The sequence below is a fragment of the Olsenella sp. SW781 genome (assembly GCF_012027725.1).
Lineage (GTDB): Bacteria > Actinomycetota > Coriobacteriia > Coriobacteriales > Atopobiaceae > Thermophilibacter.
Genome location: NZ_SJOU01000009.1, coordinates 61,414 through 81,102 on the forward strand (window position 1 = coordinate 61,414; position 19,689 = coordinate 81,102).

General features: G+C 68.2%; 16 protein-coding genes. 11 read left to right on the forward strand and 5 right to left on the reverse strand.

Translation table 11 applies throughout. From position 1 onward, the window contains the following. Positions 1 to 163 precede the first annotated feature (163 nt). From E0L17_RS10925 to E0L17_RS06865, 8 genes are all read left to right on the forward strand, one after another. Complete coding sequence (locus E0L17_RS10925) at positions 164 to 463, forward strand: DUF6429 family protein (RefSeq protein WP_206109044.1); 300 nt, start codon at positions 164 to 166, stop codon at positions 461 to 463. Beyond that, positions 358 to 738, forward strand: coding sequence for an IS1096 element passenger TnpR family protein (locus tag E0L17_RS11250; protein ID WP_353652958.1), 381 nt, complete (start codon positions 358 to 360; stop codon positions 736 to 738). Before E0L17_RS10925 ends, E0L17_RS11250 begins: the two co-directional genes overlap by 106 nt. After that, positions 735 to 1,127 (forward strand): IS1096 element passenger TnpR family protein, encoded by a 393-nt coding sequence (locus E0L17_RS06840; protein ID WP_167930509.1) that lies wholly within the window; start codon positions 735 to 737, stop codon positions 1,125 to 1,127. The genes E0L17_RS11250 and E0L17_RS06840 overlap by 4 nt, the downstream gene beginning before the upstream one ends. Positions 1,128 to 1,524: 397 nt before the next feature. After that, complete coding sequence (locus E0L17_RS06845; protein WP_167930510.1) at positions 1,525 to 2,124, forward strand: hypothetical protein; 600 nt, start codon at positions 1,525 to 1,527, stop codon at positions 2,122 to 2,124. Between the two features lie 121 nt (positions 2,125 to 2,245). Beyond that, positions 2,246 to 3,079, forward strand: a complete 834-nt coding sequence (locus E0L17_RS06850) for a class B sortase (protein ID WP_206109045.1) — start codon at positions 2,246 to 2,248, stop codon at positions 3,077 to 3,079. Between the two features lie 4 nt (positions 3,080 to 3,083). Beyond that, a complete protein-coding gene (locus E0L17_RS06855) occupies positions 3,084 to 4,454 on the forward strand; it encodes an LCP family protein (RefSeq protein WP_167930511.1) in 1,371 nt (456 codons plus the stop codon). Positions 4,455 to 4,559: 105 nt separating this feature from the next. Continuing rightward, a complete protein-coding gene (locus tag E0L17_RS06860) occupies positions 4,560 to 5,417 on the forward strand; it encodes a protein phosphatase 2C domain-containing protein (protein WP_167930512.1) in 858 nt (285 codons plus the stop codon). Positions 5,418 to 5,419: 2 nt separating this feature from the next. Continuing rightward, on the forward strand, positions 5,420 to 6,280 hold the full coding sequence (locus tag E0L17_RS06865) for an aldo/keto reductase (RefSeq protein ID WP_167930513.1): 861 nt from the start codon (positions 5,420 to 5,422) through the stop codon (positions 6,278 to 6,280). 28 nt (positions 6,281 to 6,308) lie between these two features. Here the strand turns inward: E0L17_RS06865 and E0L17_RS06870 are convergent, their stop codons facing one another. The 3 genes from E0L17_RS06870 to E0L17_RS06880 all read right to left on the reverse strand — a co-directional run bounded on the left by E0L17_RS06870 (position 6,309) and on the right by E0L17_RS06880 (position 11,782). Continuing rightward, positions 6,309 to 8,333 (reverse strand): FUSC family protein, encoded by a 2,025-nt coding sequence (locus E0L17_RS06870; RefSeq protein ID WP_167930514.1) that lies wholly within the window; start codon positions 8,331 to 8,333, stop codon positions 6,309 to 6,311. A 348-nt stretch (positions 8,334 to 8,681) separates the two neighbouring features. Beyond that, a complete protein-coding gene (locus tag E0L17_RS06875) occupies positions 8,682 to 9,929 on the reverse strand; it encodes an Nramp family divalent metal transporter (protein WP_167930515.1) in 1,248 nt (415 codons plus the stop codon). Then, positions 9,926 to 11,782 (reverse strand): magnesium transporter, encoded by a 1,857-nt coding sequence (locus E0L17_RS06880; RefSeq protein WP_167930516.1) that lies wholly within the window; start codon positions 11,780 to 11,782, stop codon positions 9,926 to 9,928. The genes E0L17_RS06875 and E0L17_RS06880 overlap by 4 nt, the downstream gene beginning before the upstream one ends. 191 nt (positions 11,783 to 11,973) lie before the next feature. Here E0L17_RS06880 and E0L17_RS06885 point away from each other — a divergent pair, with 191 nt between their 5' ends. The 3 genes from E0L17_RS06885 to E0L17_RS06895 all read left to right on the forward strand — a co-directional run bounded on the left by E0L17_RS06885 (position 11,974) and on the right by E0L17_RS06895 (position 17,412). Next, positions 11,974 to 15,006: a glycoside hydrolase family 3 protein gene (locus E0L17_RS06885; RefSeq protein WP_353652959.1), complete on the forward strand. Its 3,033-nt coding sequence runs from the start codon at positions 11,974 to 11,976 to the stop codon at positions 15,004 to 15,006. 187 nt (positions 15,007 to 15,193) lie between these two features. Then, the gene (locus tag E0L17_RS06890) at positions 15,194 to 15,673 is read left to right on the forward strand and encodes a PH domain-containing protein (RefSeq protein WP_167930517.1); all 480 of its coding nucleotides are present in this window, start codon (positions 15,194 to 15,196) and stop codon (positions 15,671 to 15,673) included. After that, positions 15,670 to 17,412, forward strand: a complete 1,743-nt coding sequence (locus tag E0L17_RS06895; protein WP_167930518.1) for a PH domain-containing protein — start codon at positions 15,670 to 15,672, stop codon at positions 17,410 to 17,412. Before E0L17_RS06890 ends, E0L17_RS06895 begins: the two co-directional genes overlap by 4 nt. Positions 17,413 to 17,540: 128 nt before the next feature. On the opposite strand, the gene E0L17_RS06900 is transcribed toward E0L17_RS06895, so the two are convergent. Further along, positions 17,541 to 18,884 carry an ATP-binding protein gene (locus E0L17_RS06900; RefSeq protein WP_167930519.1) on the reverse strand — a complete coding sequence of 448 codons (1,344 nt, stop codon included), beginning with the start codon at positions 18,882 to 18,884 and terminating at the stop codon, positions 17,541 to 17,543. Next, a complete protein-coding gene (locus E0L17_RS06905; protein WP_167930520.1) occupies positions 18,884 to 19,594 on the reverse strand; it encodes a LytR/AlgR family response regulator transcription factor in 711 nt (236 codons plus the stop codon). The genes E0L17_RS06900 and E0L17_RS06905 overlap by 1 nt, the downstream gene beginning before the upstream one ends. Positions 19,595 to 19,689 lie beyond the last annotated feature (95 nt).

Consider the following 19,689-nt stretch of genomic DNA (forward strand, 5'->3'; position numbering starts at 1 on the left):
GCGCTTATCTCAGAATATCTCTGAATTCAGAGATATATCTCAGAATTCAGAGATATTCTGAGATTGTTCTGAGCTTGACGTCCTGTCGAGCCGCTTTTGCGCCGCCAAGGGCTGTGCTCTGCTCCAGTTAACCCATCAAGCCGCCCTTCCGACGGGAGCCGTCATGAGCCGCGACGACCTGCTCTATGACCTCACGTTTGTCATGCTTTATCTCACCTCCTGGGAGGAGAAGGGCTCCGGCGGCTCGGTTCGCCGGGCGTGGAAAAGCTACGACTGGGACGCCATCGACCGCCTGGACTCGGAGCGCCTCATCGGCACGAGCCATCGGGCCAAGTCGGCCCATCTCTCGGATGAGGCATGCCGTCGGGCGAGAAGATCGTGGCGCGGTTGGATGGTGCGTGGGGCCACGGCGAAGAAGGTGGCGAGAAGAGCGTTCTTCTCGCCCTGCGGTCCGCGGGTGTGAGGGCGTTCAAGTTCTGCGTCGATCTGCGGCTCTGGCAGGGACACCCTTGCTGGCACGCGCTTGTGCTTCCCGCCTCGGCTGCGTTTACGGACCTGCATAGCGCCATCCAGTCTGCATTTCTCTGGCGGGACTACCATCTCCACCGATTTGAGCTGCGCGCGCGAAGGGGACGCCGAGATTATGGATGCGCGCGAGATTGCGGAGCTCGGGGAGGAGTGGGGTGTGGGCAGGCCGCACCCGCGGCGGCTCGCCTCCGTGCGGCTGCTTCTGAGTGACGTCTTTCCGCGCGCGCAAGGCGCGTTACTTCTACGATTGCGGTGACGGCTGGAAGCACGACGTCAAGATCCCAGAGGTTATCGACTCGTATGGCGGAGAGCTGCCCGCGTCCGTGCCCGTTCCGGGCGACGCGCCGCCGGAGGACGTGGGCGACGTTGGCGGGTTCGAGCACTTCCTTCAGGCCATCGGAGATTCCGCGCGCTCCGAGTACGATGACCTGGCCGGATGGGGCTGGAGCCAGTTCTACGAGCCATCTGACCTCACCTCCGTGAGTCGTCGCATGCGCGCATGGAAGACCGACGAGCTCGTCCGCGCGCGGAACGAGCGGTACGAGTGCCGATGCGCGGGCGGACTGGCTGACCCCTCCACGCTGAGTGGCAGCTTTTGACCAGCTTCCGCGCCGAGTGACAGCTTTTGGACGAACGGGTCCCTCCTAGAGGCCCGGTTTGGTCGGAAGTAGTCACTCATCTCTCAGGGCAGGGGGCTCACCGCGGCCGCCCGCCCCGCCGCGCCGCCAGCGTCGCGTCGAGACAGAGGATCCGGACAGAAACGGCCTCCCTGAGAGGCCAACTCTGTCCGAATCCTCTGTTTCGGTGAGGGGAGGGGCCTCGACGGGGGACCTCAACAGGGGCCGCATCCGTCCCCCACCCGCCGGTGGCAACCGTAAGGAAATCCCAAATTAACGGCCCTGATGATTGACCATATAACCCTCAGGCTGCTAGAGTCATAGCATTATTGGGGGAGGGGGTACCTTCTCCCGCTCCTGACGAGAAGAGACACCATAAATGAAGAAGCTCGTGAGCGCCTTTGCTGCCTTTACGATGATGCTCGCGCTGCCCACTGTTGCCATGGCGGCGCAGTTCAATAGCCCCAGCGGCACCACGGTCACCGCCCCCGGCACGGGCGTCGCCATCTCCGTCTCCGGTGACGTCTCCAGCGCCTCCGGCGATGGCTACATCTCCGTTGAGCCGCATGACGTGGTGGCCTCCAACGTGCCCGAGGGCGTCACCCCGCTTGCCACCTTCGAGGTGCTCGAGCACGGCGACGTCGAGTTCTCCGAGCTCTCCCTCGTCTTCAGCGTGGGCTCCCAGTACGCCGGCGCCAAGGCCACGGCCTACATCCAGCACGGTGACGGCACCACCGACGTCCAGGAGGCCACCGTTGCCGCTGACGGCACCGTGACCATCACCGTCGACCGCCTCTCCGTCTTCTCCATCGTGATTGACGAGTCCACCATCCCGGCTGACGGCGGCGTTGCCACCGACACCTCCGCCACCGCCCCCGCGACGGACGTCAACTCCGCTGCCGTTGCGGGCGTGACCGTTGCCGCCCTCGCTGGCGCTGGCGTGGTTGCCGTGACCCTTCGCAAGAAGGTTTCTGAGTAACGCAGGAAACGCCCGGTCAGGCCGGGTGTCAAATGGACGATGAGGGGCCCGTCTCGCGCGGGTCCCTTTTTGTAGGATACGGGGAGCGGCCACGAGGCCGCAGGCGGGCAAAGAGGATACGATGCCAGGTCAGGACAAGGGCGAGAAGAACGGCGGCGCGCGGCGCAGGGGCGTGATTCCCCTGGTCGTGGCCCTCGTGGTCCTTCTCGCCGTGGCGGGATGCGGGATTGCGTACTTTGTCATGCAGAGCGCGGCCGCGGAGAAGATTCGCTCCGAGCAGGAGGCGCTCGGACCCGGTCAGGCCGCCGGCGAGGCGCCCGCCGAAGCCGCCGACCCCGAGCCTGCGGAAGACCCGCGCCCGGCCAACCCGGTGGACTTTCCCACCCTCAAGGCCGAGCACCCCGACGTCTACGCCTGGATTGAGATTCCGGACACCCAGATTGACTACCCGGTGGTGCAGAGCGCTGTGGACGACAACTTCTACCTGCGGCGCGACCTTGACGGCAACTACTCCGTCTACGGCAGCATCTACAGCCAGAGCATGAACGCGACGGACTTCTCCGACCCCGTCACGGTGCTCTACGGACACAACTCCTCCGATGGCCTCATGTTTGCCGACCTGCACAAGTTTGAGGATCCGGAGTTCTTTGCCGCGCACGAGGACCTCCACATCTACACGCCGGGGCACATCCTCACGTACCGAATCATCTCCGCATACCGCTATGATGACCGGCACATTCTCAACAGCTTCGACTTCTCTGACCCCGAGGTGCGCCGGCAGTACTTCGATGCGGTGCTGAATCCCGTTTCTATGGTCGTGAACGTGCGCGAGGGCGCCTCGCTCTCCGTGGACGACCGCATTGTGCAGCTGAGCACCTGCCCGCGCGAGGGGTCCGTGAGCGGCGGGCGCTACCTCGTGACGGGCGTGCTCGTGAGCGACGTGGAGACCAGGTGAGCGCATGACCAAAGACGCTGACGAGAAGAGCGTGGCGCCCGAGGAGGAGTTTGTCCCGCGGGGGAAGCACTTTCGGGCGGACCCGGACCCGGACCCGGAGCCGGAGTCCGTGGCCGAGGAATCGGCCGCCGGGGAGGCCCCTGCCGCGGCCGTAGACGGGGTCGAGCCCGAGTGCCCGCCTGAGCGGGCGGCCGGGGCGGAGGCCGCGCCCGATGCCGCCGAGGGGTCGGAGACCGTTGTCGACGGGGAGGAGCCCGCCTGGCCCACGCTTGACGAGCTGCCCCAGAAGCGCCGGCGCAGCGAGGAGAGCATCAAGCGTCACGCGCGCAAGCGGATGCTGCGCCGGCTGAGGATCGTGGGCGTGGTCCTTCTCGCCCTTGCGCTTGCGGGAGGAGGGGCCGCGCTGGCTGTGGCGCACATGATCGAGGCGGGCGGCCAGGCGCTCAAGGAGGCCTCCAAGCCGCAGAACATCCAGACGGCCGCGGAGGCGGACACCGCCGACGATGGTCTCACCGTGGAGTACCAGGGCAAGAAGTACCGCTACAACGAGGACGTCGTCTCCATCGTGGTCATGGGCTACGACCGACGCAAGGACGTCTCCGAGACGGGTGCCGCCGGCCAGGCGGACGCCGTGATGGTGGTTGCCCTGGATACGCGCACGGGGCAGATGCGCGTCATCGGCGTGCCGCGCGACACGATGGTGGACGTTGACGAGAACGTCGGCGAGGCGTTTCTGGGCCAGGACAAGATGCAGATCGCGCTGGCGTTCAGCTACGGCGACGGGTATGAGACGAGCGCGCAGAACGTGGTGCGCGCCGTGTCGCGCGTGCTGTACAACATGCCGATGAACTACTACTTTGCCCTGGACATGAACGGGATAGGCCCCATCAACGACGCCGCGGGCGGGGTGACGGTGACGCCGCTCTCCTCCATCCCTAATACGGCCATCGTGAAGGACGTCCCCATCAAGCTCTACGGCAACAACGCGATGCGCTATGTGCAGTATCGCGACACCTCGCAGCTGACCTCCTCGCTTGACCGCCAGGCGCGTCAGTCGCAGTACCTCAAGGCGTTCTTCTCGCAGGTCGTGGGCAATGCGGCGGGAGACCCCGGGATTCTGATCGGCCTCTACCAGACCGCGACCGAGTACTCGACCACCAACCTCGAGCTGAGCGAGTTCAGCTATCTGGCCGCCACGCTCGTGGAGCACGGGATGAGCGAGCTCGACGTGGTCACCCTCGCGGGCGAGGCCGTCAAGGGCGAGCAGTACGTCGAGTATCACCTCGACCAGGAGGCCGTCTACGAGACGGTGCTCGACGTGTTCTACACGCCCATCGAGGAGAGCGCGCCGGAGCCGACCGCGGCGACGGAGTAAGAGGCGGGATTTCTATCCCATCCGGTTTGGCGCAGAAAAGCTGCACTATCCTAGGCATGTAAGCTTCCCGAGGGCGGTCCGCCCCTGACGTGGCGGAGGTATCCGATGCGCCATTTCCACTTCACCGACCGCGGGAACGCCGTGAACGAGGACTTCGTCCGGGCGACGTCGAGCTATGGCATCGTGATTGACGGGGCCACGGGGCTTGCGGGCGCGCCGCTCTTTGCGGGGCGCTTCGGGAGCAATGCGCGGTGGTTCTCCCACACGGTGGGCGCCGGCGCGTGCGAGGCGCTGGAGGCAGGGGCCTCGGCCGAGGAGGCGCTCCGGTCCGCCGTCGCCTCGGCGCGCTCGGAGCTTGAGGAGGCGCTGGGCTGCCCGCTTGCGCAGGCCGACCCCGACGCCATTCCCTCGGCGACACTCGCGCTCGCCGTTGTGTCCGCCGACGCCGTGGAGCTCTACGGGCTGGGGGACTCCCCGCTCGTTGCCGTCATGCGCGATGGCTCGACGTTCTTCTCGACGGACGAGGTGCTCGAGGGGCTGGATGCCGAGGCGCTCCGCGTGAGCCGCGAGCGTGCCGCTGCCTTCGGGAGCGCTCTCTCGGGCCCCGAGAAGCGGGCGCTGGTGGATGACGTCATTCTGGGCCACCGACGGCTGCGGAACTCCGAGGGCGGCTACTGGTGCCTGGACCCCTCCGGCGCGGGGCTTGCCCACCTGCGCCGCGTGACGCTTCCTCGCCCTGAGGTGGTCGCGGTTGCCGGCATGAGCGACGGGATGTGGCGGGCGTTCGGGTCCTTTGGGCTGGCCGATGCCGCAGGCGAGCTGCCGGAGCTGTCCGCCGCGCGAGTCGAGGGGCTCGTGGCGGAGCTCCGGGAGCTTGAGGAGAAGGACCCGGACTACGTGCGATATCCTCGCCTCAAGAAATCGGACGACGCAAGCGTGTTCTGGCTTGGAAGGGAGGGGTGACCATGGGGGTCATGCTGACGGGCGGCGTGGAGATCCCGCAGATCGGTTTCGGCACGCTTCAGATACGCCCCGACGAGACGCAGGCCGCCGTGGAGGGGGCGCTGGCCTTGGGCTACCGCCACGTGGATACCGCGGCAGCGTACATGAACGAGGCGGGGGTCGGCGCGGCGCTCGCGGCGACGGGCCTGGCGGGCGAGGTCTTTGTGACGACCAAGCTGCGGACCTTCGAGCAGGGGTACGACCCCACGCTGCGCGCCTTTGAGGCGTCGCGCGCCGCCCTGGGCGTCGACGTGGTCGACCTCTACCTCATCCATTGGCCCGCCCCCGCGCTGGGGACCTACGTTGACTCGTGGCGAGCGATGGCCCGGCTGCTCGAGGAGGGCGCGGTCAGGGCGATCGGCGTCTCGAACTTCCTGCCCGAGCATATCGCGCGGCTGGCCGATGAGGTCGGGGTGCTTCCCGCCATCGACCAGGTGGAGAGCCACCCGAGCTTCTGGCGTCCGGAACTCGAGGCCTACTGTCGCGAGCGCGGCATCGTGGTCGAGGCGTATGCGCCGCTCGGCCACGGCGGGGACCTTGCCGCCGGCCTGGTCGTCGCCGCCGCGGATCGGGTCGGCGCCTCGCCGGCGCAGGTGATTCTTGGCTGGCACCTGAGGTCGGGGAGGGTGGTCCTGCCCAAGTCCGCGCACGAGGCTCGCATGCGGGAAAACCTTGCCGCCGCGGAGGTGGCGCCGCTGCTCACGGAGGCGGAGCTCGCCGCCATCTCGGCGCTCAACAGCCCGGATGCCCGACTCTTTGGCGACCCGGAGACGAACGTCAACCGCCAGGATCCGGCTGACATGCTCGCTCGCGGAATGCTCTGAGCTCGGCGTTCGGGCCTGCCCCCGAAAGCTACGGGCGGATCTCCTCGACGTAGGTGGGGCGCTGCACGAGGGCGCCCCGGGCGTCGTCGATGGCGAGGCGCAGCTCTCCCGCGCGGTCGACGTACTGCTCGAGAACGTAGCGCAGGTCCGGCTCCTCAAGTTCGAAGAGCATCTCCTCGGCCGCGTCCACGCCCGTGCCAAAGCGCTGCGGGTCGCAGTTTGCCTCGGCGAGGTCGATGATCCGCTCGAAGAGCGGCCGCTCGTCGTCTCCCACCTCGTGCAGGCGCACCAGCAGCTCGAGCTGCTCGAGCTCGCACATGATCTCCCAGAGGCAGAAGAGCGCTCGCTCCGCCGCGTCGCGGTAGCGCGCCAGCTCGGCGATCTCGCGGTCCTTCTCGCCGGCCTCGCCGAGCGACTCGACGAACTCCGCCGCCTGGGTGTGGAGCATCTGGAAGTGAAGCAGGGTCTCGGACGAGACGACGGTGTCCACGCGGTGCGTGAGGGTGAGGCGGATGAGGCGCCAGTAGCGCCCGACCATGCCGATCATCTGGTGGAAGTTGGCAACGAAGAGCCGCCGCTCCGAGGTGGGGCACACGAGGTGGTTGACGATCGCGACGGTGGCGATGGCGAGCAGGAGGCTCGCGATGCGCATGGTGGTGGCGTAGCGGTCGTCGATGGAGACCGACGCCATGGAGACGGCGTAGGCCGTCGCGAAGAACGCCGACGGAACGGAGCCGGGCTTGGTGGCGTACATCGGCCCCACGAGGAACATCCCGAGGATGGTGACCTCGACCCACCCGAGGTCGAGCAGCGCCAGGCCATGCACGAAGAGGCACCCGATGACGGTCCCCACCATGCGGGTTCGCATGCGGTGCAGCGACTCGTGCGGGAAGGGCTGCAGCAGCAGGAAGGCGTGGAGGGCGAACCAGTAGAGGTGGTCGACGGGGAACAGCAGGTTCGAGGCGCAGCTCACGGCGAGGACGGCTCCGCAGCGGATGGAGAAGCGCATCTCAAACGACTCGAGGCTGAGGCGCTTGCGGAAGCTCGTCACGCGGGCGAGGTCGGAGGCGGAGAGGCGCCAGGGACGCTGGTGCGGGTCGGGCGCGGTGCGGAGGATGAGCAGCACCAGGTTGAGGTAGCTCTGATAGAAGATGCGGAAGCGGTCCTCGGCGATGCTCGTCCCCTCGAGCAGCTCCTGCGCGCGGGGGATGAGCCTGTGGCAGCGCACGGAGACGTCGCCCTCGAGCGCGGCGTTGAGGTCGCGCGTGAGCTGGCCGAGCTCGCCGAGGGCACGCGCGTGCTCCTCCTGGTGGCTGGCGTCCCAGTCGAAGTTGCCGGCGAGGTAGGCGGTCCGCTGCGCCAGGGTCGCAAACATGTCGAGGAGGTTCTGCACGCGAACGGGCGCCGAGGAGTCCTCCCGGGCGGTGTAGGCCATGCGGGCGAAGTCGCGCCGGAGCTGGAGGAGCTCGGAGCTGAGGTTGGGGCCGATGCCGCCCCTTGAGGCCTGCGCCAGGTCATCGGCGAGGCGGCCGACGAGCTCGTGCAGGCGGGCGCGGGCACGCTGCGCGTGGTGCTGGAGGTGTCCTGCCACGACGAGCGTGACGATGAGGGTTGCGCAGCAGGTGGCGAGCACGAGGGCCTGCGTCGCGAACGTGTCCACGATGGCCTCGGGCCGGAGCTCAAGGAAGCAGAAGAGCATCGTGTAGGGGAAGTAGCGACGTGGGTTGAGCTGCGACGAGCGCATGAAGACGAGCAGGAACGGCATGAGGAGGTTCACGATGACGCACGGCACCACGCCGATGACGGCAACGCGCGCCGCGACGAGCGCGAGCGCGCTCACCAGCACGAATCGGGCGTACTGGCCCGGTGGGTTGTACTTTCGCAGCCGCGCCTGGAAGAGCGAGGTGTACGGGGAGACCGCAAGGAGGTAGTTGGACCCAAAGGCAAGATGCACGATCCAGAAGAGCGCGATGAAGAAGAGGATGGTGGGCAGCGTGTCGGCAAAGCGGCCCCGCCAGTCCTCGGCCCATGCGTGCACGCTCTCTGAATGCATCCCCTCGCCCCCTCAGCTCCCTTCGACCATACCGCAAAGACGGCGCTGGGTCGCGCAAGGCGCCCAGCGGGGGTGGAGGGCATGCCCGACGGCATGGGCGCCTGCAATCAGGGGGATAGTGTGAAAAAATCGGGCGGCGGCCTGCAATCGGGGGGATAGTGTGAAGGGTTTTCGGAGAGCCCCCGGGTGGAGGCCCGACAAAACCCCAGTTGGCGTCAGACTGATACGGGGCAAAGGACGCCTGGAGCACGAAAAGTGCTTCACACTATCCCCCCGATTGCAGCTGGACGGCCGGATTTTTTACACTATCCCCCTGATTGCAGAAGAAGATGGACGGTGCGCCACACGTCACATCCCCATGGCCTGCATCACGAACATCACGACGGTGAGGATGGCCACGGCGACGATGGTGAACCATGTGAGCGCGTTCCAGATGCGGCCGTTCGCAAAGCGCCCCATCACGTGGCGGTCGCTCGCGATGAGCACCATGAAGACGAGGAGGACGGGCAGCAGGACGCCGTTGATGACCTGCGCCACCATCATGATGCCGAAGAGATTGACGTTGGGCAGCACCACCACGACAGCGGAGATGGCGATGACCGCCGTGATGATTCCCCGGTAGGCGGGTGCCTCCGACCAGCTGCGGTCGGCGCCGCGCTCCCAGCCGAAGGCCTCGCAGATGGCGCTCGAGGTGATTCCGGGCAGGACGCAGGCCGCGAGGAGCGAGGCCCCGGCGAGCCCCGCGCCGAAGAGCGCCTCCGCGTAGCCGCCGACGAGCGGTGCGAGCGCCGACGCCGCGTCCTCCGCGCCGTTCACGACGACCCCGGCCGGGTTCAGCACAGCCCCCGTCGTGAGGATGATGAACCACGAGATGGCACTTGCCACCACGGCCCCCGTCACGGTGTCGATGCGCTGGTAGGGGAGGTCGGCCGCCCGTGCGTTCTTCTCGACCACGTTGCTCTGGGCGAGGAAGAGCATCCAGGGAGCGATGGTGGTGCCGACGTTCGCGACCAGCAGCGAGAGGTACTGCGGCGAGGCCGTGACGTGCGGGATCACGGTGTGGATCAGGGCGTCGCCCCAGTCGGGCCCTACCATCACGCCGGCGATGACGTAGGTCACGAAGACGCATGCGATGGCGAGAAGGACCTTCTCGATGCGTCGGTATGAGCCGCTCATCGTGAGCAGCCAAATGGCGAGCGCCGCCACCGGCACGGACACGATCGGGGGCACGCCGAAGAGGGCGAGTGCCGAGGCGATGCCGGCGAACTCGGAGAGCGTGACGGTGGTGTTTGAGATGAGCAGCGCGAGCATGGCCACGACGGAGAGGCGCACGCCGAACTGCTCGCGGATGAGCGAGGCGAACCCCTTGCCCGTGACGCAGCCCATGCGCGCGGCAGTCTCCTGGGCCACGATCAGCAGGAAGCACATCACCGGCACGGTCCAGAGCTGGTCGAAGCCGAAGAGCGCGCCGGCGTTGGAGTAGGTGGCCACGCCGCCCGCGTCCGCGCCGGCGAGGGCGGCCACCATGCCGGGGCCCATCGCCGCGAGGATGCGTCGCGGCTCGAGCGACGAAGAGGGCGCGTCGTCCTTCATCATCCCACCAGCCCCAGGGGTCCGGCGAGCGCCAGCACGGCAGCAAGGAACACCACCACGGCCACCAGCATTGAGACGAGGGAGAGCGTGAAGCCGGAGGTCTCCTTGTTGGTCTCGTCGCGCCGGCGAAGGACGGCCAGGTAGATGGGCGTGGTCGCAAACGAGACGAACGTGGAGACGGCCGCTGCCACGCCTCCCGCAGAGAGCGCGGGGCCGAGCCGCTCGATCGAGGAGGGGACGGCGGGGGAGGCGATGACGCTCTCGAGCCCGAGGACGATGAGCGCCACGAGCGCGCCGAGCGCGACGCCGAGGCCGAGCCCCTTGAAGGCGAAGCCGAGCGCGGAGGGCGCGTCCTCGTCGTCGGGGTCGTTCTCGAGGAAGAAGTTGGTGACGTAGCTCACGGAGTCGTCCGCGAGCACGAGCGCGACCGCGAGCGGGATGGTGGCTGCGAGCGTCTCGCCGAGGCCGAGCCGCGTCCCCGCGACGAGGGCGAGCGCCACGACGCCGACGGCCCACAGGACCACCCACACGTTGCGGCGCACGAGCCAGATGAGCGTGCTCGCGTGCCCGGAGTCCTCGCCGTCTGCGGAGCCGCCGGCGACGCGCAGGTCCTCGGCGTGCTCCTCCTCCAGGACGTCGAGCGCGTCATCGACGGTGACGATGCCCAAGAGGCGCCCCTCGTCGTTCACGACGGGCATGGCCAGCAGGTTGTACTTGGCGATGTCCTCGGCCACGTCCTCCTGGTCGTCCTCGGGGCTCGCCGTGATGAGGTCCTCGGTCGCGAGCTCGGAGAGCCGCGTCTCGGGGTCGGCCACGATGAGGCCGGGAAGCGTCACCACGCCGGCGAGCTTGCCGCCCTCGTCGGTGAGGTAGACGTAGCGCACGGACTCGAAGTCCTCGTCCAGCCCGCGCAGCATCTCCACGGCGTCGGCCACGGTGGCGTCGTCGGGCACCGTGGCGACCTCGGAGGTCATGATGCGGCCGGCCGTGTTCTCGCGGTATCCCAGCAGCTGGCGGATGGCGCGCTGCTCCTGCACGCCCATGAGGCGCAGGAGCTTCTCTGCCTTGTCGTAGTCGAGCTCGGAGACGAGCTCGGCGGCGTCGTCCGGGTCCATCTCGGCCAGCATGCGCGAGGCGTCGGTCTCGTTGAGCGACCCCATGAGCTCGGCGGCCATGGCGTCGTCGTCGAACTCGGCCATGGCGTCGGCGCGCTGCTCGTCGTCGAGCTGCGCGAAGACCTGGCCGCGCAGGCGCGGGTCCAGCCGCTCGATGATGTCGGCGATGTCGGCGGGGTGCATGTCGTCGAGCGTCTTGTGGGAGACGGAGAGCTTGACGTTGGAGAGGTCGCGTTCCACGAGGTCCATGTAGTTCCACGCGATGATCCTCTCCGGCATGGGGTGGCCGAAGGTCCGCGCCAGCCTGAGGGCCACGCTCTCGAGCGCGGGGTGGAGGCTGCGCAGCAGGCCGCGTGCGCCCACTTCGGCGCCGAGCAGGCGCAGCTGGGTGGAGCTCGTGTCCGAGAGCTTGAGGTCGTTCACGCGGACGACGCGCATGCCGTGCGTGTCCACGATCTGCTTGTTCAGGATGTCGCGGGCGAGAAGGACCTCGTCCGGCTGGAGATACGAGAAGCGCAGGTCGGTGGCTATGACCTTGAGGTTGACCTCGTTCTCGTCATAGCGCTCGACGTACTTGCGCCAGGAGATCATGATCGGCGTGCGCCCGGGGCCCATGAAGGCCAGGCTCGTGACTCGGGGGAAGACCTCGCCGGTGGCGATGCCGAGGTCGGAAACCGTGCCGATCTTCTCGCCGTCGGCATCCAGAACGGGGTTGCCCAGTAGCTGGGACAGGTAGATCATCTGCGCTCCTTCGTTTGCGTCACTCGACGCGCCACGGGAGCGCGCCGCAGGTCATCGACTGTGAGGTCGAGGTTTCATGCGGACCCTTCTCTTCGGGGATTTTCCAACCGACATTGTAGCCCATGCCGTGTCGTGGCGGGTCGTTAGAATAGGACGGGAGCCGCGGGGCGGCGTCGATCTGAGGAGGGTGCGTGGGCAAGAGGGGTCGCAGGGTCGTGAGGGTGGTCGCGTGCGCGGGTGCCGTGGTGGCGGTGGGCGCGCTCGTGGCGGCCAACGTGGCCATGGCGCTTCTCGGCGACACGGTCGACTCCTTCCTGGGCACCGACGTGGTGAACGTCGAGCCCGAGGAGCGCGACGCCACGATGGAGAGGGGCCGCGCGCTCGCGGAGCGCGTGGAGGCCGAGGGCATCGTCCTGCTGCGCAACGAGGGCGAGGCGCTGCCCCTCCCCGCCGACGTGACGCAGGTCAACGTCTTTGGCTGGGCGTCCACGCAGTGGGTGGCGAGCGGGTCAGGCTCCGGCCAGGTGACCGGCGAGGCGACGGGGCTTCTCGCCGCGCTCGAGGAGCGGGGCATCGCGTACAACACGCAGCTCACGGACATGTACCGCGGCTTTCACGGCGAGCGCGCCTACCGCTCTGCGGGCGCCCTCAACAGCCATGACACCGAGTTCTGCCGCCTCTACGAGCCGAGCGTCCGCGACAGGACGTGCTACTCCGAGGACCTTCTCGCCGCGGCGGAGGCGTACTCGGACACGGCGATCGTGGTCATCGGGCGCGTTTCCGGCGAGTCCATCGACTGCCCGAGCGCGCAGCACAAGGTGAGCGGCCGCGACGGCGAGGTGGACGTCGACGCCACGCGCGGCTACCTCGAGCTCTCTCGTGAGGAGGAGGACCTGCTGCGCTACGTGGGCGCGACCTACGAGCGCGTGGTGGTGCTGGTCAACTCCACCAACACGATGGAGCTCGGCGAGCTCGAGACCATACCGGGGATAGACGCCGCGCTCATCGTGGGCACCACCGGCGAGGTGGGCGCCCGGGCCGTCGTCGGCGCGCTCTGGGGCGACGTCAACCCCTCCGGCCGCACGGCGGACACCTACGCCTACGCCTTCGAGACGGCCGCGAGCTGGGCCAACTCGGGCGCCATGGGCGAGGGGCTCTACACCAACGGCGCGGGCCTCTACCCGGCCGACGGCACGCTCAACGCCAACGTCGGCGTGGCCGAGACCTACGACGGGGTGCGCTTCGTGGACTACGCCGAGGGCATCTACGTGGGATACCGCTGGTACGAGACGGCCGACGCCGAGGGCTTCTGGGACGACGTGGAGAACGAGCACGGCACGGGCTACGATGCCGTGGTCCAGTACCCGTTTGGCTACGGCCTCAGCTACACGTCCTTCTCGTGGCAGGTCACGGCGCGCGCGCCCGGCCAGGGCATGCGCGTGGACCGCGAGACGAACGTCTCCATCACCGTGCGCGTCACCAACACCGGGGAGGTGGCCGGCCGCGACGTGGTGCAGCTCTACTGCACGCCGCCCTACGAGCCCGGCGGCATCGAGAAGGCCTCGACGGTGCTCGTGGCCTTTGCCAAGACGCGCCTTCTGCAGCCGGGGGAGAGCCAGGACGTGACGCTCTCCTTCGCGCTCGACGACGTTGCTTCCTACGACTGCTATGACGCCAACGGCAACGACTTTGCGGGCTACGAGCTCGAGCGCGGCGAGTATGTCGTCGAGCTCAAGCGAAACGCGCACGAGCTCGCGGACTGCGACTACGCGCGGACGACCTATTACCTGCCCTCTGACGTGCTCTGCGAGAAGGACCTCCAGACGGGTGCCACCGTTGCCAATCGCTTCACCGGCGAGTCCGCGGAGGACGGCGTCTCCATCGACGGCTCGGACTCCGCCGCCGGCATCACGTACCTCACGCGCGCGGACTTCGCTGGCACGTTCCCGCGCCAGGGGAGTGCGGCCCGCGCCATGACGGACAACGTCATTGCCCTCAACCTCTACGGCGAGGACCGCGTCGAGGCCGATGCGCGCCGCTACGAGAGCGAGCTCGCCACGCCGCTCAACCAGCCACTCGTCTCGTCCGCGGGCGACTACTGGCAGCTCACCGAGGACGGCGAGCTCACGCAGATGGGCAGGGAGCTGGGCCTTGACTACGACGACCCGCGCTGGGAGCTCCTGCTCGACTACGTCTCGCTGGCGGACATGGAGCGACTCGTTCTCCACGGCTACCTGGCCACGGGGGACATCGACGGGATCGGCAAGCCGCGCACCAAGGAGGTGGACGGCCCCGCGCAGGTGGGGTCGTTCAACCAGCTGAGCTATGGCGTGGGCTATCCCGGCCCGACGGTGCTCGCGCAGGCGTGGAACGCCGACCTCGCGCGCGAGTACGGTGCGCAGGTGGGCCTTGAGTGCGCGATGATCGGCGTGGACGGCTGGTACGCGCCCTGCGCCAACGTCCACCGCACGCCCGTGGGCGGCCGCAACTACGAGTACTACGCCGAGGACCCGCTGCTGTGCGGCACCATGGCCGCCGAGGTGGTCGCCGGCGCGCGCGATGCGGGAACGTACGCCTTCCTCAAGCACTTTGCCGTCAACAACCAGGACTCCTACCGGGACTCGCTCTACACGTGGCTCACGGAGCAGACGCTGCGCGAGATCTACCTCGCGCCGTTCCAGCGCGCCGTCGAGCGCGGGACGACAGGCCTCATGACCTCGTACAATCGCATCGGCGCCACGTGGGCGGGCGGCAGCCGCGCGCTGCTCACGAGCGTGTTGCGCGGCGAGTGGGGCTTCGAGGGCGCCGTCATCACGGACTACGCCGACCATCAGACGTACATGAACGCGGACGAGATGCTGCGTGCCGGCGGGGACCTCTACATGGACGGCGTCTTCCGCAACGGCGCCTTTGCGTACGGGTTCACGCAGGACGAGCTCCTGGCCGCGGAGGGCACTCCCGAGGAGCCACGCGCCGTGAGCTACCTCACCAACCTGAGGCGCGCCGCCAAGAACGTGCTCTATGCGTGGCTCAACGCGCGCGCCACCAACCTCGCCTACAACGAGGCCGCGGCGAGCGTGGGCGAGCCGGGCATCGAGCGGCCGGTCAAGACGCAGGGCTTCAACTACGTGGGGACCGCCCTCGCGATCGCCGACGCCGTGGCGGGCGTGGGCGTGATCGCGTGGGCGCACCGGGCCCTAGCACGCCGCCGGGCGCGGCTCTGATGTGCGTGCCACTGGCGTCAGGTTTATTTGGCACAGGGACCGTGCAAAGGGGACAGGCACTTTCGCACGGTTCGCCCGTGCGAAAGTGCCTGTCCCCTTTGCACGGTCCCTGTGCCAAATAAACCTGACGCCAGTGGCACGGCGGCCATGAGAGAATGATGTGGCGTCCCCCATGGAAAGGACCGGCATGTCAGACCTGCCCTCGCACCGGCTTGACCCGCGCATGCTGCGGGTGTGGTACGTCTCCGACGTCATCGGCATCGCGGTGGTTGCCGCACTGGCCGTCGCGGCCTGGCTCATCGTGCGCCATCTGGGGGGCGACGTCTTCTGGGTCTACCTCGTCGCGGGCGTTATCGAGGCCATCTGCGTCGTCGATCTTCTCGTCTCGCCGCGCGTCGAGTACGCCACCTGGCGCTATGACGTCACCCCCACCGATGTGGACCTCTACCACGGTGTCTTCACCAAGAAGCGCGTGCTCGTGCCGCTCGTGCGCGTCCAGCACGTGCAGACCAAGCAGGGCCCCATCCTGCGCGCGCACGGCCTGGCAGCCGTGACCATCTCCACGGCGGGCGAGAGCTTCGAGATTCCCGGCCTCGCCGAGGACGACGCCAACGAGCTGCGCGACCGCGTGGCCGAGCTCGCGCGCCTCGCCAAGGAGGACGTGTGAGCCCCGCCGGCGGCACCCCGCCCGCGCCCGGCGAGAAGGACGTCCGCCCGCCCGCGCCCGACGCCGCTCCCCCAAGCGCCGCGAGCGTCGAGAGGGAGCTCGAGCGGCTGGCCGTCCCCAGGCGCTCGCTCTTCGAGGGCGTTGACACAACTCCGGAAACGCTGCGCGGCACGCACCGCGCCAACCCCCTCTCCGTGCTCGCCGAGGCGATCAAGATGGCGTCTGGCCTGGTCGTTCTTGTGGCGTTTGGCCTGGCCCGGGACTTCTTTGCCGGGGACCTCCTCGCGCTGGCCAAGCTGGTCCTCGCCGCCGTTGGCATCTTCGCCGTCTGCCTGCTGCTGAGCTTCGCCGTCTGGCGTGCGCGGACCTGGGAGCTCACGGACGAGGGCGTCCGCCTGTGCTGGGGCCTTGGCTGGGGGCCGTTCAGCCGCCGCAGCCTTACGGTTCCCTACGAGCACATCCATACCGTCTCGATGAACTCGTCATTGCTCGACCGGATCTTCGGCCTCATAGCCCTCGACCTGGACACGGGCGCCGCGGCCTCCGAGGGCGACGCCTCCAAGATCTCCGGCCTGCGAGCGGGCGAGGCGGAGGCGCTGCGCGCGGAGCTCTTCCGTCGCAGGAGGGTCGCCGGGGACCGCGCCCCGGCGGGCGAGAAGAACGCCTCGGCTGGCGATGCGCCGTCCTCCTCCTCCGAGGAGCCGCTCGCGGTCTTCTCGCTTGAAGGCCGCAAGCTCGCCCTCGCCGCGGCCTCCCAGATGAGCGCCGGCAGCCAGGCCATTGCGCTCGTGGTCCTTCTCGTCAACGGGGCCAACCAGCTGATCGAGTGGGGGCTGCTCGACGTCGTGGGCAGGGGAGACGAGCTCATGGCCGGGCTCTCCCCGATGATTGTGCCCGTGGTCCTCGCGTTTCTCGCTCTTGCGCTCCTCTTGGGGGCGGCAGTCTCGTTTGTGGTAAACCTCGTGCGCTACGCGGGCTATCGCGTGGAGCGCTATGCCGACCGCGTGGTCGTGGAGCACGGCCTGCTCTCCCGCTCGTCGCGTACGCTCGCGACGGGGCGCGTGCAGTACGTGGCGGTGCGGCAGGGCATCATTCGCCAGCTCATCGGGTATGCCGAGGTCACGGCGCAGGTGGTCTCCGCGCCGGGCGAGAAGGACGGCGAGCCCTCGGGCAGCGTGCTGCTGCATCCGTTTATCCGCTTGGGCGAGATCGACGCGTTTCTCGCCGAGGTGTTGCCGGACTGCTCGGGCGTTCTGGGCCATGTTGAGCTGGGGAAGCTGGGGCCCGTCGCGCGTCGGCGCGCCGTGGTGCGCGCGGTGATCTGGTGGCCGTTCGCGACTGCGATCTTCCTTGGCGCCCAGTGGCTCTTCGGCCTCTCCGGCCTGCTTGAGAGCGCGGGATGGCTGCTGGAGCCGCTGCTCATTGCCGCGGGGGTGCTGAGCGTAGTGCTGCTCGTGGGGCTCATCGTGGACGCGCTGCGCGCCTGGGGCGCCGCTCGCTATGGCCACACCGCCCGCGAGCTGGTGCTCGTTACCGGCGGGCTCACGCGGCTCACCGTGATCGCGCCGCGGGTCCGCCTGCAGTGCATGGAGGTGCGCGCCAACCCGTTTCAGCGCCGCGCGGGCGTGGCCACGCTCTCCGCGCGCACGGCGGCGAGCGACGCTGACGGCCTCGAGCTGCGCGACCTTCCCGAAGAGGCGGCCGACGAGTTTCTGGCCTGGTATCGTCCCCGGTCTTAGCGTGCCAACGTGCCACTGGCGTCAGCGTGCAAAGGGGACAGTCACTTTTGCACGTATGTCCGTGCAAAAGTGACTGTCCCCTTTGCACGCTGACGCCAGTGGCACGGACCTGACGCCGGTGGCACGCCTTAGCCTGCGGGGAAGATCGCGTTCACGTGGAATCGGCCGCCCTCGGCGAGGACGGTGAGCGTGCCTCCGTAGCGCTCCGCGGTGAGCCGCATCGAGCGGAGCCCAAAACCGTGACCCGTGCGGTCGTCCTTTGTTGTGACGGGCAAGCCGTCACGCATCTCCATGCTCCCAGCAAACGGGTTCTCTATGTGGATGGACACCACTCCCGCCACGCGCCGCACGACGAGCGAGATGGAGCGCACCCCCGCGTCATCGAGCTCGTTCACGGCGCGGATCGCGTTGTCGAGCGCGTTGCCGAAGAGCGCGTAGATGTCGGCCGCGGACATGAAGTCGAGCGCGGGGCCGTCGGCGATGCAGGAGAGGGTGATGCCCGCCCGCCGGCACGCGAGGCTCTTCTCGGTGAGGATGGTGTCGAGCGCCTCGTTGCCAGTGCGAACCGTGGAGTCGTAGACGTCCACCTCGCGCGCGATGTCGTCGAGCGCGCCCCGGTCAACCACGGTTCCGCCATCGGCAAGGCTGCGGATCTGCTGACGGATGTCGTGGCACTTCACGTTGATGGCCTCGATGTTCTCTCGGCTGCGCTCGTACTGGCGTTCCCGCTCGGCGAGCACGCGCTCGGTCGTCGCGCGCTCCACCTGGAGGCGGCGGCTCACGAGAAGCTCGTATTCGAGCGCGTACGTGAGCCCACAGGTAAGCCCGTGAAATCCGCGCAGCGCCGCCTCGTACATGAGGGGCAGCCCCCGGTCCGCCATGTCCTTGATGATGAGGTCGAACCCGATGACACCGAGCATGACCACCACCATGATGACGATGAGCGCCCGGTCGGACACCTCCTCGAGTCCCTCGCGGCTGATGTGGCGCGCAAAGACGCGGTAGAACGGCACGTAGACCGCAAGGATGCAGATGACGTTGAGGGCAAACCGCACGAGGTGCCCGCGCAGGGTGGGGTCCGCGGACTCCGGCACGCCGGCGGCCACCCAGACGAGCTCGGTGAGCCCCGAGGCAAAGTTCTGGACGGCGTACCCCGCGGTGCAGCAGAAGAGCGCCGTCCAGACCGAGGCGTCAAAGAGCCAGAGCGTGACGCCCACCATGATGGCCAGCAGGGCAGAGAACATCAGGAGCTGTACCGGATAGGGAAGGGCGTCGGACGGGTCTGGCGGGGCCGCAGGCGCCGGCATGGCGAGAAGAACCGTGCAGACCGCCGCGCCAACGACCGCAATCGCGGCCACGCGCCGGGCAAACCCCGCACGCCGCTCGAGCTGCCACGCAAACATCCCCACGCCTGCGACGGCGCTGCCGAAGGTCACGAGAAACGAGAGCGCGTACGCGACCGCCGTGGCCATTAGAAGCTCCTCCCCACGTAGTTGGCAAGCGTCTCGAGGGCGCGCCTGCGCTGCGAGCGGCTGTAGAAGAGCTCGGCCCCGCCCGTCACGGTCACGGACTCGCGGCCGATGCGCTCCACGCGCGCCATGTTGACGAGGCAGCCCGAGGAGATGCGCAGGAAGGACTGCGGGTCGAGCCGCTGCTCTGCTGCGCGGAGGCTTCCGCGCTCGCGGAGCTCGGTGCCGTCGACAAGGTGATAGCGCACATCGTGCTTGACGAGGTCGACGTAGGTGACATCCCTCTGCGCGATCACGCGCATGCCGTCCGCGGTGGGCAGTGCCAGGGTGCGCGCGGCGTTTCTCGCCACCGCGCGCATCGCGCGGTCCATGCGCATGGCAAAGTCCCCGTACTCGACAGGCTTGACCACGAAGTCAACCGCGTCGACGGAGTATCCGCGCACGGCGTACTGCGCGAGGTTGGTCACAAAGACGAGCGGGGTCTCGGTGTCGTAGCTGCGCAGGATCTCCGCGGCCTCCATGCCGTTGATGCCGGGCATGTCGATGTCCATGAAGACTAGGTCGGCCACGTGCCGGGAGTTGATGAACTCGAGGGCCGACGACAGGGTCTCGATCGAGAAGGACAGGTTCTTCTCGCTGGCGTACCTCTGCAGGTGGCCGTGCAGGAGGTCGGCCTCCGCCGGAGTGTCCTCGACGATGAGCATCCTGTACATGTGTCCTCCCGAAAGCGTCACGCCCTGCGACCGATTCTGTCACACCTCGCACACGGGGCGGGGCTGAACGTAAGCTGAGCGTCAGGATAGGATGC

What these genes read in the sequence shown, in the direction of transcription:
- E0L17_RS06855 (WP_167930511.1), top strand. Translation starts at nt 3,084, where the DNA reads ATGACCAAAGACGCTGACGAGAAGAGCGTGGCGCCCGAGGAGGAGTTT.
- E0L17_RS06880 (WP_167930516.1), bottom strand. Translation starts at nt 11,782, where the DNA reads ATGATCTACCTGTCCCAGCTACTGGGCAACCCCGTTCTGGATGCCGAC.
- E0L17_RS06860 (WP_167930512.1), top strand. Translation starts at nt 4,560, where the DNA reads ATGCGCCATTTCCACTTCACCGACCGCGGGAACGCCGTGAACGAGGAC.
- E0L17_RS06905 (WP_167930520.1), bottom strand. Translation starts at nt 19,594, where the DNA reads ATGTACAGGATGCTCATCGTCGAGGACACTCCGGCGGAGGCCGACCTC.
- E0L17_RS06850 (WP_206109045.1), top strand. Translation starts at nt 2,246, where the DNA reads ATGCCAGGTCAGGACAAGGGCGAGAAGAACGGCGGCGCGCGGCGCAGG.
- E0L17_RS06865 (WP_167930513.1), top strand. Translation starts at nt 5,420, where the DNA reads ATGGGGGTCATGCTGACGGGCGGCGTGGAGATCCCGCAGATCGGTTTC.
- E0L17_RS10925 (WP_206109044.1), top strand. Translation starts at nt 164, where the DNA reads ATGAGCCGCGACGACCTGCTCTATGACCTCACGTTTGTCATGCTTTAT.
- E0L17_RS11250 (WP_353652958.1), top strand. Translation starts at nt 358, where the DNA reads ATGCCGTCGGGCGAGAAGATCGTGGCGCGGTTGGATGGTGCGTGGGGC.
- E0L17_RS06875 (WP_167930515.1), bottom strand. Translation starts at nt 9,929, where the DNA reads ATGATGAAGGACGACGCGCCCTCTTCGTCGCTCGAGCCGCGACGCATC.
- E0L17_RS06900 (WP_167930519.1), bottom strand. Translation starts at nt 18,884, where the DNA reads ATGGCCACGGCGGTCGCGTACGCGCTCTCGTTTCTCGTGACCTTCGGC.
- E0L17_RS06890 (WP_167930517.1), top strand. Translation starts at nt 15,194, where the DNA reads ATGTCAGACCTGCCCTCGCACCGGCTTGACCCGCGCATGCTGCGGGTG.
- E0L17_RS06845 (WP_167930510.1), top strand. Translation starts at nt 1,525, where the DNA reads ATGAAGAAGCTCGTGAGCGCCTTTGCTGCCTTTACGATGATGCTCGCG.
- E0L17_RS06870 (WP_167930514.1), bottom strand. Translation starts at nt 8,333, where the DNA reads ATGCATTCAGAGAGCGTGCACGCATGGGCCGAGGACTGGCGGGGCCGC.